This is a genomic window from Enterococcus thailandicus (assembly GCF_001886265.1).
Lineage (GTDB): Bacteria > Bacillota > Bacilli > Lactobacillales > Enterococcaceae > Enterococcus_B > Enterococcus_B thailandicus.
Genome location: NZ_JXLE01000012.1, coordinates 26,721 through 42,744 on the forward strand (window position 1 = coordinate 26,721; position 16,024 = coordinate 42,744).

Genomic DNA, 16,024 nt, shown 5'->3' on the forward strand with positions numbered 1-16,024 from the left:
AAATCACCTACTATTCTTCTAAAAATTTGAGTACTTCCTGATTGAATCGTTGTGGATCCTGACGCGCTAATTGATGGCCACTTCCTTTTACTAATACAAAGGAGGCGTTAGGTAAAGTTTTCGCCAAGAAAAGGGAGTGTTGGAGCTTAATCACATCTTTTTTCCCAACTAAAATCAGTGTTGGACACGTAATATTACTTAATTGTGTTTCAGTCAAACCAACATTATGTAACAGTAAAGAAATCACTGCTAATTTTTTTCGCAACTTTGGCCAAAATAAGGAAGTAATCCAAATAATGCCATAGTGAAGATAGCTACCAATCAATGGAAGTAGACGAACACCTTGAACCAAGGTGTTTCCAGAGTTTAAAATCAAGCGATGAACATTTTTGGGATAGGAACTTGCAAAAACTAAAGCTAAATTTGCCCCATCACTAAATCCTAAAATGTCTACTTGTTGGATATTTTCCAAAGCTAAAATGGTTGCTAGATCTTCCGCCATTAAGTTGAAGCTCAAATTGGCTGATTCGTTTGTTGAGTGTCCTTGCCCACGACTATCAATTAAATAAACTGTGAAGTGTTGTTCAAAAAGCGGTACTTGTTGTGAAAAAAAGTTTCCATTACCACCATTACCGTGAAGCAAAAAAAGAGGGAATCCACTACCACTTTTTTCATAATAGATTTGACTGCCATCTGTCATTTTTGCATATTTCTTTTCTTTTTCCACATAATCACCTACTGTTTAAATTATAACGATTTTTTCTGTTTTTAGACAATTGTTTTCCTTGAAACTTACCGATCAATTTTGTAAGTTGACAAATTTTATTGGAAAATTTCATTTTTTATTAAGTAATTTACAGAAAACAAGGAAGAAATGGCGAATCTTGAAAAGAAATAGTAAGATAAAAAAAGATGTCTAAATAACTAGGTGATGTGTGATGAAGAAAAAAAGATTTTCAATACTGAAAGCTTTCTTTTTTACAGTAGTGCTCGCGCTGGTCGGAGGCGCAATCTTTTTTGCTAATCGGACGTACCAAGCTGTAAAAAAAGTAGAAGCTTATCAAACAGAAATAACAGAAGCTACGCAAAAATATCAAATGGAAAATTATGAAGCTTTAGTCAAAGCAATCATTTTAACGGAATCAAAAGGTTCTGGTAAAGATTTGATGCAGAGTTCTGAAAGTGCGCATGGGGAAGCTAACGTAATCGATAACCCACAAGAAAGTATCAATCAAGGTGTAAGCTATCTGGCAGAAATGATAACGGAAGCTAAAAAACAAGGTTGTGATTTAGCGACTGCGATTCAAGCGTATAATTTTGGAAAGGATTATATTGCGTATGTAAAAGAAAACGGTGGTGAAAACACAGTTAAGTTAGCTGAAAAATATTCTAAAACAATTTTGAGTCCACTGTTAGGAAATGAAGAGCAAACACAATATCGTTATTGGCGAGTCCAATCCGTTTTATATAATGGTGGGTACCTTTACCATAATGGTGGAAATATGTTTTATGCGGATATTGTTGCGATGAATGAAAAAATTATTCAAGCGTATGAAGAAATGTTTAAGTAAGCAAAAATAAACGCACGATCTGTCTGAATTTTATTTAGACAGATTCGAGGGACAGACTTTAATTTTTTAGTTGAGAATCTGTTTGAACCCTAAAAAACAAGTTGTTTTTAAGTCTGGAAACCGCTAGACTTAAAGACGTGATTATTTTTGAAAGTTGGCGAAAAATGGAAAATAAAAAAATGATCGGTCTAACACAGGAAGAAGTTAGGCAAAAGCTGGCGTTAGGTCAGCAAAATGACTATCAAGAAGATGCTTCAAAAACAACTAGACAAATTTTCAGCGATAATATTCTGACATTATTCAATTTCCTGAACTTTGGAATTGGGGTCTGCCTGCTATTAGTTGGTGCGTATTCCAACATGGCTTATATCGCAATCATTATCATGAATATCGTTATCGGAATCTACCAAGAAATTCATGCAAGAAATCTTGTCCGCAAATTGTCGATTGTTTCTCAATCTGAAGTAACAGTTGTGCGAGATGGAAAAGAGCGAGCGATTTCGACGAAAGAACTTGTACTAGATGATTTAGTAAAAATTGGTGCGGGAGAGCAAATTCCTGCAGACCTGGAAGTGTTGAGTGGTCGAGCAGAAGCAAATGAAGCTTTGTTGACGGGCGAATCAGATTTAATTATTAAGGAAGCTGGAGCAGAATTGCTTTCTGGAAGTTTCTTAACAAGTGGTTCAGTCTTTGCAAAAGTGATTCGCGTTGGCGCAGACAACTATGCAGTTCGTTTGACGAGCGAAGCTAAGAAGCACAAGAAAATTCAGTCTGAATTAGTTGACTCAATCAGAAAAGTATCAAAATTTACCAGTTTTGTCATTATTCCATTAGGGATTATTTTATTTCTACAAGCCTTGTTCATCAGAGATGCATCAATCAAACTATCCGTTGTTGCTTCAGCCGCTGCGTTACTAGGAATGTTACCTAAGGGATTGGTATTATTAATTAGTATTGCTTTGACAACTGGAGTTACGAAGCTAGCAAAAAAACGAATCCTTGTTCAAGACATGTATGCAATTGAAACCTTAGCCCATGTCGATACACTTTGCTTAGATAAAACGGGAACCATTACGGAAGGAAAAATGAGTATCCAACATGTAGAGGCGTTGGATGTACGTTATGAAAAGGCAATTCCAGAAATTATTGGTACTTATTTAGCAGAAAGCAATGATAATAATGTGACGATGCAAGCTTTACGTAATTATTTTGCAGTTTCCAATCGTTACCAAGTAGAAGAAGTCTTAGCGTTCTCTTCTGACCGAAAATGGGGCGCAATGGAATTTCCTGAACTAGGTGTAGTGTACGTTGGGGCACCAGAACGATTAGTTCCAGAAAATCAGTTGCCAGATCGACTAATGTCCGCACAAGCAAATGGCTATCGTGTCTTGATGCTAGGTGTTGCACCTAATCAAAAATTATCAGAGGATAAACCAACCGGTATTGATCCGATTGCTTTATTTGAAATTGACGATCCTATTCGAAAAAATGCACCAGAAACATTAGCTTACTTGCATGAAGAAGGTGTGGATCTAAAAGTTATTTCTGGGGACAACCCTTTTACCGTTTCGAATATTGCGCGACGTGCAGGTTTACCGAATTACGATGCCTATATTGATCTTTCTGATTTAATTAATGAAGAAGATGTACGACAAGCTGCGCATGACTATACAGTTTTTGGTCGAGTAAGCCCTCAACAAAAGAAAATCTTAGTCAATGAGCTAAAGGAAAGTGGTAAAACAGTTGCGATGACAGGTGATGGTGTAAATGATGTGTTAGCACTTCGTGAAGCTGATTGTAGTATTGCAATGGCAGAAGGTGATGGCGCAACTCGTCAAATCGCCAACTTAGTTTTACTGGATTCGGACTTCACGACGTTGCCAGAAGTTTTGTTTGAAGGTCGTCGAGTGGTTAACAATGTGACGAAGGTTTCAGGAATTTTCTTTATCAAAACAATTTATTCTTTCATCTTGTCTATCTTATGTGCGATTACTGCGATTGGGTTCCCATTCATTCCCATTCAAATCACATTGATTGACTTAGCAATTGAAGGGTACCCATCTTTCTTCTTATCTTTTGAGCAAGATAAACGAAAAGTCAATTATCGCTACTTGCCAACAGCGCTTATCAATGCATTACCAAATGCACTTTTAGTTGTCTTAAATGTTGTGACAGTTTATCTATTGGGACAACGATTGGATTGGTCGAATGGTGAAACGACAACATTAATGTATTATTTATTGATTGGAATTAGTTGTTTAGCTGTAATCAAAGCTTGTTATCCTTTCAACCCATTACGAATTTTCTTAGCTGTTACGACGGTTGTTGGAATTTATGTGGCAGCGATGCTTTTCCATGGCATTTTAGAAGTGAATTTAGGTGTGGGAAATCAACTTGGCTTATTCGTTGGGCTCATGGCAATAAATATTGTTCTTCGTCTAGCTTATTGGCGTGCCAATATTCAAGAAAAACTGTTGAATAAGTTTGCTTAAACAATTCATTAACTTCTTAAAACGTTATACTTGAAAAAGAACAGGAATATGATACAATCAAACATGTATAATTGTGTCCTTTAAAATCGCGCTGATTTCGGTTGGTGCGATTTTTTACCGGTTATTCTCCTGATAGATTTACTCGATTTTTATGGAGTATACAAATGAGGGGGTGGAAACAATGGTTCAGCGAATTCCTCAGGAAGTGATTGAAAATATTCGGAGTCAAACGAATATCGTTGAGGTGATTGGACAATACGTTCAATTAAAGAAATCTGGAAAAAATTATTTAGGACTTTGTCCCTTTCACGAAGAGAAGACACCTTCGTTTTCTGTAGCTGAAGACAAACAGATTTTTCATTGTTTTGGTTGCGGGAAAGGTGGAAATGTCTTTACTTTTCTTCAAGAACTTGAAGGATTAACTTTTCCAGAATCAGTGGTAAAAGTTGCAGAATTTGAACAAATTCCCTTAGCAGATCAATGGAAACAACAAACGTATGCTACTGATGAAACAAATTCAGCTACGGGCAAGTTACTTACAGCACATGAAAAAGCTGTAGAGGTCTATCACCACATGTTACTACACACGAAAGCTGGACAGCCTGCACTTGATTATTTACTGAATCGTGGGTTAACAATGGAATTAATTGAAGCGTTTAAGATTGGTTTTGCACCAAATGAACGTTCATTTTTAGTTCAAGTGTTCAATAATGAATCATTATCAAGTGATGTTTTTGAGCATTCTGGATTGTTTATCAAGCATGATGATGGTCATTTTTCTGATCGCTTTTATCAGCGCATCATGTTTCCAATCAACAATCCGCAAGGTCGAACGATTGGCTTTTCTGGTCGGTGGTTAGCACCAGAAAAAGGTCAAGAAAAAGATCAACCCAAGTATTTAAATAGTCCAGAGACAGAACTATTTAATAAGCGTCAAGTTTTATTTAACTTGGATAAAGCAAGAAGCGAGATCCGAAAAACTGGTGAAATACTACTATTTGAAGGATTTATGGATGTAATTGCAGCTTGGCAAGCCGGAATCAAAAATGGTTTAGCTTCAATGGGAACCAGTTTAACTACTCAACAAATCCAGCAAATGGAGCGCTTAACGAAAGACCTGGTGTTTTGTTATGATGGTGACCAAGCAGGATTTGAGGCTACCAATCGTGGAATCGAACTTCTACGTGAAAATAGTCGATTACAGTTATCAATTGTAGTTGTACCAGAAAAGCTAGATCCAGACGAATATTTGCGAAAGTATGGTGAAGCATCCTTTCAGGAATTGATTCAACATGGTCGTGAAACAGTCTTTACATTCAAAACACGCTATCTAAAGCAAAATAAGAATTTGGATAATGAAAAAGATAAGTTAGATTATCTTCAAGAAGTGTTGATTGAATTAAGTAAAGTTGTCTCGCCAATTGAGCAAGATATGTATCTTTCACAACTGACAAGTGAATTTCAAGTTAGTCGTGAAACGATTCAAAAACAATTGCGTGAATTGAAACGAGCAAACCGCCAAGAACAGCAACGGACTGCTGAGCCGAATATACCAATGGTCAAGCAGGAGTTACCGCAACAAAAGCAACCTCTGACGCAAGTCGAAAAAGCGGAGCAAATGTTGTTGTATCGGGTGTTTAAAGAAATTTCTGTTCGGAATTTGCTGAAAGAACAAGAGTTTCAATTTATCCACGATGAGTACGCAGAAATCTATTTTTTGTTTGATGCGTATCTATCACAATATGAAGAGTTTAACCTTGCAGATTTTTTAAACTTTTTGCAAGATGAAAAAATTAGGCGTTTAGTGGTGGAGATTGCCTATTTGCGAGTCGCTGAAGAAAGCTCTACGCGAGAAATTCAAGATTTACTGGCTGTTATCAGTAAATCTGGCTTAGCTGATAAAATAATCGAAAAAAAACAATTGCAGCAAGAAGCCAGACGTACAGGTAATAAACAGTTAGAATTAGAATTGACAATCGAGATCATTAATTTAACGAGACAGTTAAAACAAGCCAAATAGCTACTTGAAGGGGGCCTTCTTTTATGGCAAATGTAACAGATAAGAAAAAGTATGAAGCAGCAGTGACAGCTTTCATCAAAGAACACAAACCTAAAAGACAAGTTGTCTATGATGATCTATCAAACCAACTTGCTACACCATTTACATTGAGTGCTGAAGAAATGGACAAACTAATTCAAAAAGTTGAGGATGCTGGAATCAGTGTTGTCGATGAAAATGGTGATCCATCAATTCACAGTTTAAAAAGTGGTGAGAAAAAAGCTGAAAAAGCAAAAACAGAAGATTTATCTGCACCAACTGGTGTAAAAATCAACGATCCAGTTCGTATGTATTTAAAAGAAATCGGCCGAGTTTCCCTTTTAACAGCTGAAGAAGAAGTAGCACTTGCCTTGAAAATCGAAGAAGGCGACCAAGAAGCAAAACAACGTTTAGCTGAAGCAAACTTGCGTTTAGTTGTAAGTATTGCAAAACGTTATGTGGGTCGTGGTATGCAGTTCTTAGATTTGATCCAAGAAGGAAATATGGGCTTAATGAAAGCCGTTGAAAAATTTGATTACCGTAAAGGATTCAAATTCTCAACTTATGCGACTTGGTGGATTCGTCAAGCAATCACACGTGCGATTGCTGACCAAGCACGTACAATTCGTATTCCAGTTCATATGGTTGAAACAATTAATAAATTGATTCGTATCCAACGTCAACTACTTCAAGACTTAGGTAGAGAACCAACACCTGAAGAAATTGGGGCAGAAATGGACCTACCTACAGAAAAAGTACGCGAAATCTTAAAAATTGCGCAAGAGCCTGTTTCATTAGAAACACCAATTGGTGAAGAAGATGATTCACATCTTGGTGATTTCATTGAAGATCAAGAAGCTACAAGCCCTGCTGAACATGCGGCTTATGAATTATTAAAAGAACAATTGGAAGATGTATTGGATACATTGACTGACCGTGAAGAAAACGTGTTGCGTTTACGCTTCGGTTTAGATGACGGTCGAACAAGAACTTTAGAAGAAGTTGGGAAAGTTTTCGGTGTAACGCGTGAACGTATTCGTCAGATTGAAGCAAAAGCACTAAGAAAATTACGCCATCCATCACGTTCAAAACAATTAAAAGATTTCTTGGAATAAAAACTAAAAAGCTGGCACAAAACGTTAATTCGTTTTGTGTCAGCTTTTTTTAGTTGTTCAAATGGATAATTTTTTTCACATAATCTTTGCTTTCTAAAACTTGTTTTTGTGTGAAAAAATTTTTTTAACTCTTATTTTTAACGTTCGATTTACTGATTTGTTAGAAAATCGTAAAGATAAACTATTGGCTGATAGGCTAGAATGTGATAGATTAAATGTTAGCGTTAAACTTAGTTAAAGGAGCCGATCACTAAGTGAAAAAAAAATGTCCAAAATGTAGATCAAAAAAGATTAAAGGCCAAAAAGTTTGTCCAGATTGCGGCTTTAGCCTTGAAGAAAATGATCAGCACATTCAAAATGAACGAGATGTTGTCGAAACAACAGACCAATCTCTTGAACAAATTCCTGAAGAAAATAATCAACCAGATTTTCCAGATACAGAGTTAAATGACCCAATCGAATGGTCAGAGCTAAAAGATTTGCCACTTGAATCAGTTATGGAATTGTTTGATACGTCTGAAACCCCAGAAGAAACAGCAGTAAAAGAAACTGCAGGTGAACAATTGGAAGAAAAGAAAGAGAAAGCTGTCAAACCTATGAAAAAAAATCAAGATAACCAACCAGAAAATCAAAAAGAAACCAAAGTGAAACAAGAACTTTCGATTGATGAAACGGTTGAAAAAGAAAAAAAAGAACGCATTGCACAGCTAAAAGAAAATGTTGAAAAAGAAGATAACCAGTCAATTCTTGCAGCGTACATTCAGGCTCATCGTGAAGACGTGGATGAAGAACAATCAAAAGAATTAATGCAAATGATCCACGAAAAGATTGCTGCTGAACAGGCACCTGAGATTGCAGAAGATGTAGCAGATATCAAAGAAGAAAACCGTACTGACACAGAAGCTATCGTATCTGATTCTGCTAAGAGTGACGACAAAAAAGAAAAAAACATAGAACATTCAGAAGATTTGGCAACAAAAGAAAAAACTGTTGAGCAAGTTGTCGATGACCAGAAATCTAAAGTTGACGAAGCAAAAAAAACAGTAGAAAAAGCAACTGAAGAACCAACAGTTGTTTCTAAGAAACAATCAACAAAAGATGAATCCTTAAAAGTTGCTAAAAAAAATACAAGCAAAGCTGTGCCAGTTCAAGTAAAAAAAGAGAAAATGAGTTCTAAAAAAAATGCCGATGCAGTGAAACAATCAACGAAAGAAACGGTTGAGCAAACAACTGTGAAGCCTGAAAAGCTTGAAAAACCAACTGTAACATCCGCTACAGATAAAGAAGCCTTTCAAAAAGAATCAGAACCGACAATGTCAGAAACAAAACAACCAACTGAACAACCAAAAAAAGCTAAAAAAGGACCTTATCTTTTATTAGCTGCAGTTATTTTATTAGGTGTTGGTGGTTGGGCATACTATGACAATCAGCAAAAAGTCGAAGCCGAGCGAATTGCTGAGGTAGCCAGACAAGAAAAGCAAGTTTCTGAAATGAAACAAGAACTAGCTAGTTTTTATGTTGATGATACAAATGAGTTCATTCGTACAGACCACTTGAATCAAGACTTGCCAAAAATCAAGCAAGAGTTAAAAGAAGTTGACTCTACAAAAGATTATCAAAAATTAAATGAAACATACAACGACATTCAAGAAAAGATAATCAGTATCAAAAAAGTAAATGATTTGTTTACTGAACCTGTGATTGAAGATGATCATTTAGTTGAACAGCCAGTACTAAAAAATACTGATAAAATCGAGGCAATTGAAACAGATGATTCAGCTTTTGGAGCGCTTATTCAAAAAGCACAACAAGAGGCAAAAAAACAACTTGAACAAATTGAAACAGCTAAAGAAAAAATAAAAGTTGTGTATCAAAATGAAAAAGTTGTTGATTCAGCTACACGTGATCAATACAAAGTAGCGAAAGAAGCGGTTGATAAAATCGTAAACAAAGAACTTGCCGAGCCGTTCAAACAACAATTAACAAAAGTAGATCATCAATTAGCTGAAAAAGAAAAACAAGCAGCTGAGAAAAAGGCTGCGGAAGAAAAAGCAAAACAAGAAGCAGAGCAAAAGGCAAAAGAAGAGCAAGCCGCTGCGGCTCAAGCAGCCGCCCAAGCAGAAAAAGCAGCTCAAGAAGCCGCGAAAGCAAGTACAGCTTCTGGTACGACTACTGTAGGTTCAGGTTCAACAGCAAATCAACCAATCATGGGAACGAATGCAAGTGATGTAGCAGATAGTTCTAATACAGCGTGGAACTGGGCATCTGGAGTGGGAGAAAGTGTCATTGCTACTTGTATTCAACGAGGCTATATTGTCGAAGGCGGCTATAAGTTAGAAAAAGCGCAAATTAAAAATGGTGAGGGCTATTATAATCTTTATGCGACTTCAACCAAATCATCTCTAATGAGTGGTATTGGGGAAAGTGCCTTACCATTTTATATCGTAACAATCAACTGTAAAACAGGTTGGTTTGGCGGGAATGGAAGTAATTAAAAAACTTACTAATCTAACAGATGACTGGCTTAGGCGAATCAGGATGAATGATTCGCCTAAGTTTTTTTTATGGAGTACTGCTTCGAACATTGTTCTTGGTGAAAGCTGTATGTTATGATAGCAGAGAAAAGTGACGGGAAATCAAAGCCTTTCAATTAAAAGGAGATCGAAATGAATAATTTATTAGCAAACATATTTACAGGAATTATTATTGATGAAAATGAAAAAAATTATTTTGTCCAAAAAAACGGACAAACTTTTGGATTAAGCAAATCAGAAGGAGAGCATCAAATTGGTGAAGCAGTTGAAGGATTTGGTTATCAAAATCAAAAACACGAAAATCGTTTAACAACATTGATTCCTAAAAGTCGCATTGGTCATTATGCCTTTGGAACCGTAACAGCAACTAGAAGAGATCTAGGTGCTTTTGTTGATATTGGCTTACCAGATAAAGACTTTGTTGTTTCTTTAGACGAGTTACCCACGATGACAGAATTGTGGCCTAAAAAAGGGGATCGATTGATGATTGCTTTGAAGGTGGATGCAAAAGATCGCATTTGGGGTGAACTCGCAGATGAAAAAATCTTTAAGTCATTGAGTAAACATGGGAATGAAGAGTTAAAAAATAAAGATATTTCTGGAACAACGTACCGTTTGAAATTAGCAGGAACGTATGTCTTAACCGATGATTTTTATGTGGCGTTTATTCATCCTTCCGAACGTTATCAAGAGCCACGATTAGGCGAACACGTGAGCGGTCGTGTTGTAGGCGTTCGACCAGACGGTGTTTTGAATATTTCGTTGAAACCACGTGCGCATGAAGCCATCAGTGATGATGCACAAATGATTTTGACAATTTTAGAGCGCTCAGCAGAAAAACAATTACCATTTACCGACAAATCAGATCCGGAAGATATCATGAAAACTTTTGGAATCAGCAAAGGCGCCTTCAAACGTGCAATGGGTAATCTGATGAAGCAAGGATTAATCAAACAAGAAGATGGCGTCACAAAATTAATTGAAAAATCTAATTGAGAATATCTTGCATGTTTTTCTTAACTAGCTTATAATTATTATAATTTAACAAAGTATTATCATTTGTTTATTTGTAATTATTATAAATTGTTGGAGTTGAATTAATGGATGAATGCTATATTGGCAATGAAAAAAACGAAACAACAATTACATGAATCGGGTTTTAAGTTAACTCCGCAGCGAGAGGCGACACTGCTCGTACTTTTAGAAAATGAAAAAGAGCATCTGTCTGCTGAAGAGATTTTCTTTTTAGTTAAGAAAAAAAGTCCAGAAATTGGTCTTGCAACGGTTTACCGAACATTAGAAATTCTAACTGATTTAAAAATTGTCGATAAAGTGAGCTTCAATGACGGATTAGCACGCTACGATTTACGAAAAGAGGGTGCGAAACATTTTCATCACCACTTGTTATGTCTTAATTGTGGTGCTATCGAGGAAGTTGAAGAAGATCTTTTAGGAGAAGTCGAACAAGTTGTTGAAAAAAGATATCATTTTTTAGTGAAAGATCATCGTTTGACCTTTCATGGAATTTGTCACGACTGTCAAGAAAACGAAAAGAAAAAGTAGCCCGTCTGTTAAAAGACGGCTTTTTCTTTGTGCAGATAACGTAAATAGACTATCGAAATAAGGGTGTATCTGATATGATAGAGAAAGCATGAGGTGGGTTATAGTATGAAAGAAGAACTAAGTGAGTACCTTCATTATTTGAATATTGAACGTGGACTCTCGGCCAATACGCGTAAAAGTTATGAACGTGATTTGGAACAATATTTGCATTTTATGGAAGAAAAGAAGATTACCTCTTGGCAAATGGTCGATCGTTATCTAGTTATTCAGTATTTAGAAAAACTACATGAAGAACAAAAGGCGACTGCGACGATTACTCGAATGATTTCTAGCTTAAGAAGATTTCATCAGTTTTTGCGACAAGAACGCTATACAGACCATGATCCTATGCAGCATATTGATACACCAAAGAAGGCGCAAAAATTACCAAGTACATTGACACTTAAAGAAGTCGAAACATTGATTGAAACACCAGATACATCCAAAACATTAGGGATTCGCGACCGAGCAATTTTAGAAGTCATGTATGCAACGGGCATGCGGGTCAGTGAATTAATCAGTCTAAAATTAGGTGATCTTCATCTTTCCCTCGGCTTATTACAAACAATCGGTAAGGGAGATAAAGAACGAATCATTCCTTTAGGAGACTATGCAATTCAATGGTTAGAACGTTATTTGGATGAAGCGCGCCCTCTGTTAGTAAAGGATACTTCCGAACTACATGTATTTGTAAACAATCATGGAAAAGGACTCTCTCGACAAGGAATCTGGAAAAATTTAAAACAATTAGTACAACAAGCGGGGATTCGTAAAGACGTTACGCCACATACTTTACGTCACAGTTTCGCTACACATTTATTAGAAAACGGAGCAGACTTACGGACGGTACAAGAACTATTGGGACATGCAGACATCTCAACAACACAAATCTATACACATATCACTAAGAAAAGAATGACAGATGTTTACAAGCAGCATTTTCCAAGGGCTTAATCAGAGGAAGGTGAAACAATGTTAACACATTACCGAAAAGAGAACCGAAAAATTGCAATGGGCTTATTAAGCTTTCATAAAAAATTGACGGATCAAACCGATTTGTTAAAAGAAATCGATGTTTATGAGGAAGAAAATGATTATGAACTGTTTTTCTTCACACCAGAAGACTCGACAAATATTCAAGGAATTATCGGTATTGAATGGATCGACAAGAATCAATTAGTCATTCATGATATTTCGTTGAACCCTTCTTATCGAGGAGAAAACATGGGATTCTTGATGCTAAATGAGCTTCAAGAAAAATATCCAGAAGTGACTTTTTTAGCAACTGAGGTTACGAAACCTTACTTGTCTAAATGGCAATGAAGCATAATGAAGAAAGAGTGAATCATTTGACTGAAATCAATATTAAACTAGATATTTTTGAAGGACCACTGGATTTATTGCTTCATTTGATTCAGCAAATGGAAATTGATATTTATGACATTCCAATTGCGACAATTACTGAGCAATACATGAACTATATTCATACGATGAAAACAATGGAGCTAGCGCTAGCGGGAGAATACCTGGTGATGGCAGCTACATTGATGGCAATCAAAAGTAAAACATTATTGCCTGTTCAGGAACTCGCCATTGAAGATGATTTAACGTGGGAAGAAGATCCACGAGACGAATTGGTTATGCAACTTTTAGAATATCGAAAGTACAAGTATGCAGCAGAAAAACTAGTTGAAAAAGCTGAGGAACGTAGTTTATATTACTCAAAAGAGCCAACGATGGTAGAAGACTTAGCAGAAAAAGAATTGCCTCTCAAACGTGGACAAGTAAAAAAAGTCGATTTATTTCGGGCGATGCAAGCCATTTTGGAGCGCAAACAATTTTCACAAAAAGTGGAAAAGACGATTGCCCCAGACGACACGACAATCGAAGAACGTATGAGTTTTATTAAGGAAAAGCTAGTGAACAGTCAAGCGGGCTGTACATTTGAATCATTTTTTGAAGCACCAACAAAAGCAGAAGTCGTGACGACCTTCATAGCGTTACTTGAACTGATGAAAAATGGCCAGATTTTTGCTGAGCAGGCTGAAAATTATGATTCAATCATGCTTTATCCAGTAGTAGGAGATACAACGAATGACAAAATTAAGTGAACTAGAAGCTATCCTTTTTGTGGCCGGCGAAGCAGGAATCGGTAGTGAAGAACTAAGCTATTTATTGAATGTTGATAAACAAGAATTAGCTGAATTGATTTTAGCCTTAGAAAAAAAATACCAAGCAACTCTTGATTCAGCGTTACACATTTTTGAAACAGAAGACCATTTCGTCTTAACAACTAAGAAAGAATTAGCGCCACTCTTAAAAAAATATGCGCAAGGATCATCAAATACGTTATCACAAGCAGCAGTTGAAACGTTAGCAATCATTGCTTACAAACAACCAATTACACGTACAGAAATCGAACAAATCAGAGGTGTCCAAGCTTCTGGTCCCGTTCAGCGATTGGTTGCTCATAAGCTAATTGAAGAAAAAGGGCGGGTGGAAGGTCCTGGTCGTCCCATTTTGTATGGAACAACTGGCTATTTCCTTGATTATTTTGGATTAAAAGATTTAACTGAGTTGCCAGATACACAAGAATTAGAAAACGCGTTAAAAGATGATGAATCATTGGATTTATTTTTTGATGGAGTGAGCGAAGGAGAAAAAATGTAATGGAAAGATTGCAAAAAGTAATCGCGCATGCGGGAATTACTTCTCGAAGAAAAGCAGAAGAATTTATTTTAGCTGGTCGGGTAAAAGTCAACGGCACAGTTGTGCGAGAATTAGGTGTAAAAGTTGGAAAACACGATGTTGTTGAAGTAGACGAAGTGCCAATTTATCAAGAAGAATATGGTTACTATTTACTTTATAAGCCAAAAGGGGTCATTTCTGCAGTATCAGATGATAAAAACCGAAAAGTGGTTACTGACTTGTTGCCGATGGTAAAAGAACGAATTTATCCTGTAGGACGCCTTGATTATGATACATCTGGTATTTTACTATTAACAAATGATGGTGAATTTGCGCAACGTTTGACGCATCCAAAGCATGAGGTAGATAAAGTCTATGTTGCAAAAGTAAAAGGAATCGCTACAAAATCGGTGCTATCTCCTTTAACGAAAGGAATTAAACTAGAAGGACGAAGAACGGCACCTGCTAAAGTTCAAATCTTGTCAGTTGATCCTAAAACAAATCACAGTATTGTTGAGTTAACAATTCATGAAGGACGTAATCACCAAGTGAAAAACATGCTACAGGCAGTTGGCTTACCCGTACAAAAACTGAAACGAGAAAAATATGGTGATCTGACTCTTCAAGGGCTACGTCCAGGAGAGTATCGTGAGTTAAACAAAAAAGAAATCAGTACATTATTAAATCATTCAAAATGACAGCTTACTTTTTGTAAGAACTAATTGTTGCTTTTTTTTCAAGGCTATGTATAATGTAAGTGTAAACAAAATAATATAAAAGGTTCGTCTTCAGGGGCAGGGTGCAATTCCCGACCGGTGGTTACAGTCCACGACCTATTTCTCTAAGAAATAGCTGAATCGGTGAAATTCCGATACCGACAGTAAAGTCTGGATAAAGAAGATAGAGCTTATTTGACTAATCATTTATCAGATAACTCTAACTCTATTTTCCCTGTGAAAGTAGAGTTTTTTTGTTTGAAAAAATTAGTTGGATAGTTCGCTGAAGAGGAGTCCTAACAGGAGGATTTCAAATGAAGAACACACGGGTACAAAAAATGGTCATGGTAGCGATGTTTGCTGCAATCGGATTGGTTTTACAATTTATTGCTTTTCCAATTATGCCAGCATTTAGTTTTTTAAAAATTGATTTTAGTGATATACCTGTCTTGATCAGTATGTTTTTATTCGGGCCGGTAGCTGGTGTCGCAACAGCTTTCTTACGCTCACTTTTACATTTGGTGACAACAGGATTTTCACCAGACAATTTAGTTGGTGATGTTGCAAGTTTTTTGGCAACGACAATTTTTACGTTACCAATTTTCTACTTCTTCAAACAAAATAAAAAACATGCGAATAGAAACAAAATTTTAGGTGTTGTCACAGGAACTTTAGCAATGACAATTTTCATGAGTATCGCAAACTATTTTGTTATTACACCATTATATCTTATGTTTTTTGGATTGAATGCTAATCAAATGCTAGGTATGCCGTTGGTTAATTATGTATTGATTGGAATTGTTCCGTTTAACTTAATCAAAGGATTTATCGTTAGTGCTGCTTTCTTAGTTTTACATGCTAAGTTATTACCTTGGCTAAGTCGTAAACAGCATGCCTTAGAACAAAGACATACGATTTAAAATGTATATTCAAAAGGACCAGTAATTTTTTGGTCCTTTTTTTTTGAAAAAAAATGCAATAAAACCGTAAATGTAAACGTTTTATTAGTTGTTATTGAGTATTTTATTTTTTTATGCATAAACATGAATTTGTAATGAACGAATGTGAAATTCTTCTCTTTTTAAATGACGAATAGGTTTGTTTGAAAAACAAAAAGACAGGCTACAATTACTTTGAAAGAAGTATCTTAGCTGAAAGGAGGCAATGATTCGTCATTATAAATGGTTTTATGAACAAAAAGTATCATTTATTTGAGATATTATTTTTGTTCTGCCACTCTTTTTGATAAAATAACGATAGAACCAATG

General features: G+C 36.0%; 14 protein-coding genes and 1 riboswitch. Of the genes, 13 read left to right on the top strand and 1 reads right to left on the bottom strand.

Annotation, left to right across the window (positions count from 1 at the left end; genetic code table 11):
- Positions 1-10: 10 nt before the first annotated feature.
- Positions 11-727, bottom strand: coding sequence for an alpha/beta fold hydrolase (locus tag RV17_RS09135; protein ID WP_067484823.1), 717 nt, complete (start codon positions 725-727; stop codon positions 11-13).
- 211 nt (positions 728-938) lie between these two features.
- On the opposite strand from RV17_RS09135, the gene RV17_RS09140 reads away from it, so the two are divergent.
- The 13 genes from RV17_RS09140 to RV17_RS09200 all read left to right on the top strand — a co-directional run bounded on the left by RV17_RS09140 (position 939) and on the right by RV17_RS09200 (position 15,676).
- The gene (locus RV17_RS09140; protein WP_067484826.1) at positions 939-1,571 is read left to right on the top strand and encodes a lysozyme family protein; all 633 of its coding nucleotides are present in this window, start codon (positions 939-941) and stop codon (positions 1,569-1,571) included.
- Positions 1,572-1,750: 179 nt separating this feature from the next.
- Positions 1,751-4,063: a cation-translocating P-type ATPase gene (locus tag RV17_RS09145; RefSeq protein WP_176694874.1), complete on the top strand. Its 2,313-nt coding sequence runs from the start codon at positions 1,751-1,753 to the stop codon at positions 4,061-4,063.
- Positions 4,064-4,244: 181 nt separating this feature from the next.
- Positions 4,245-6,083: a DNA primase gene (dnaG, locus tag RV17_RS09150; protein WP_071869052.1), complete on the top strand. Its 1,839-nt coding sequence runs from the start codon at positions 4,245-4,247 to the stop codon at positions 6,081-6,083.
- A gap of 23 nt (positions 6,084-6,106) precedes the next feature.
- On the top strand, positions 6,107-7,216 hold the full coding sequence (gene rpoD / locus RV17_RS09155) for an RNA polymerase sigma factor RpoD (protein ID WP_067484835.1): 1,110 nt from the start codon (positions 6,107-6,109) through the stop codon (positions 7,214-7,216).
- A gap of 254 nt (positions 7,217-7,470) precedes the next feature.
- Positions 7,471-9,711: a cell division site-positioning protein MapZ family protein gene (locus RV17_RS09160; protein ID WP_071869053.1), complete on the top strand. Its 2,241-nt coding sequence runs from the start codon at positions 7,471-7,473 to the stop codon at positions 9,709-9,711.
- A 171-nt stretch (positions 9,712-9,882) separates the two neighbouring features.
- Positions 9,883-10,746, top strand: a complete 864-nt coding sequence (locus RV17_RS09165) for a CvfB family protein (protein ID WP_067484841.1) — start codon at positions 9,883-9,885, stop codon at positions 10,744-10,746.
- A gap of 108 nt (positions 10,747-10,854) precedes the next feature.
- Positions 10,855-11,313, top strand: a complete 459-nt coding sequence (fur, locus tag RV17_RS09170) for a ferric iron uptake transcriptional regulator (RefSeq protein WP_067484844.1) — start codon at positions 10,855-10,857, stop codon at positions 11,311-11,313.
- Positions 11,314-11,418: 105 nt separating this feature from the next.
- On the top strand, positions 11,419-12,306 hold the full coding sequence (gene xerD, locus RV17_RS09175; protein ID WP_067484847.1) for a site-specific tyrosine recombinase XerD: 888 nt from the start codon (positions 11,419-11,421) through the stop codon (positions 12,304-12,306).
- An 18-nt stretch (positions 12,307-12,324) separates the two neighbouring features.
- On the top strand, positions 12,325-12,675 hold the full coding sequence (locus RV17_RS09180; protein WP_071869054.1) for a GNAT family N-acetyltransferase: 351 nt from the start codon (positions 12,325-12,327) through the stop codon (positions 12,673-12,675).
- A gap of 17 nt (positions 12,676-12,692) precedes the next feature.
- Positions 12,693-13,463, top strand: coding sequence for a segregation/condensation protein A (locus tag RV17_RS09185; RefSeq protein WP_282956835.1), 771 nt, complete (start codon positions 12,693-12,695; stop codon positions 13,461-13,463).
- Positions 13,447-14,022, top strand: coding sequence for an SMC-Scp complex subunit ScpB (gene scpB, locus RV17_RS09190; RefSeq protein ID WP_067484853.1), 576 nt, complete (start codon positions 13,447-13,449; stop codon positions 14,020-14,022). The genes RV17_RS09185 and scpB overlap by 17 nt, the downstream gene beginning before the upstream one ends.
- Positions 14,022-14,738, top strand: coding sequence for a pseudouridine synthase (locus RV17_RS09195; RefSeq protein WP_067484857.1), 717 nt, complete (start codon positions 14,022-14,024; stop codon positions 14,736-14,738). Before scpB ends, RV17_RS09195 begins: the two co-directional genes overlap by 1 nt.
- Positions 14,739-14,820: 82 nt before the next feature.
- A riboswitch (FMN riboswitch) is annotated at positions 14,821-14,946 on the top strand.
- Positions 14,947-15,070: 124 nt separating this feature from the next.
- Positions 15,071-15,676 carry an ECF transporter S component gene (locus tag RV17_RS09200; RefSeq protein WP_067484859.1) on the top strand — a complete coding sequence of 202 codons (606 nt, stop codon included), beginning with the start codon at positions 15,071-15,073 and terminating at the stop codon, positions 15,674-15,676.
- Positions 15,677-16,024: the final 348 nt, after the last annotated feature.

Bases quoted from the DNA above. Each gene is read 5' to 3' on its own strand.
- RV17_RS09140 (WP_067484826.1), top strand. From the start codon at position 939: ATGAAGAAAAAAAGATTTTCAATACTGAAAGCTTTCTTTTTTACAGTA.
- RV17_RS09145 (WP_176694874.1), top strand. From the start codon at position 1,751: ATGATCGGTCTAACACAGGAAGAAGTTAGGCAAAAGCTGGCGTTAGGT.
- dnaG (WP_071869052.1), top strand. From the start codon at position 4,245: ATGGTTCAGCGAATTCCTCAGGAAGTGATTGAAAATATTCGGAGTCAA.
- rpoD (WP_067484835.1), top strand. From the start codon at position 6,107: ATGGCAAATGTAACAGATAAGAAAAAGTATGAAGCAGCAGTGACAGCT.
- RV17_RS09165 (WP_067484841.1), top strand. From the start codon at position 9,883: ATGAATAATTTATTAGCAAACATATTTACAGGAATTATTATTGATGAA.
- fur (WP_067484844.1), top strand. From the start codon at position 10,855: ATGAATGCTATATTGGCAATGAAAAAAACGAAACAACAATTACATGAA.
- xerD (WP_067484847.1), top strand. From the start codon at position 11,419: ATGAAAGAAGAACTAAGTGAGTACCTTCATTATTTGAATATTGAACGT.
- RV17_RS09180 (WP_071869054.1), top strand. From the start codon at position 12,325: ATGTTAACACATTACCGAAAAGAGAACCGAAAAATTGCAATGGGCTTA.
- scpB (WP_067484853.1), top strand. From the start codon at position 13,447: ATGACAAAATTAAGTGAACTAGAAGCTATCCTTTTTGTGGCCGGCGAA.
- RV17_RS09195 (WP_067484857.1), top strand. From the start codon at position 14,022: ATGGAAAGATTGCAAAAAGTAATCGCGCATGCGGGAATTACTTCTCGA.
- RV17_RS09200 (WP_067484859.1), top strand. From the start codon at position 15,071: ATGAAGAACACACGGGTACAAAAAATGGTCATGGTAGCGATGTTTGCT.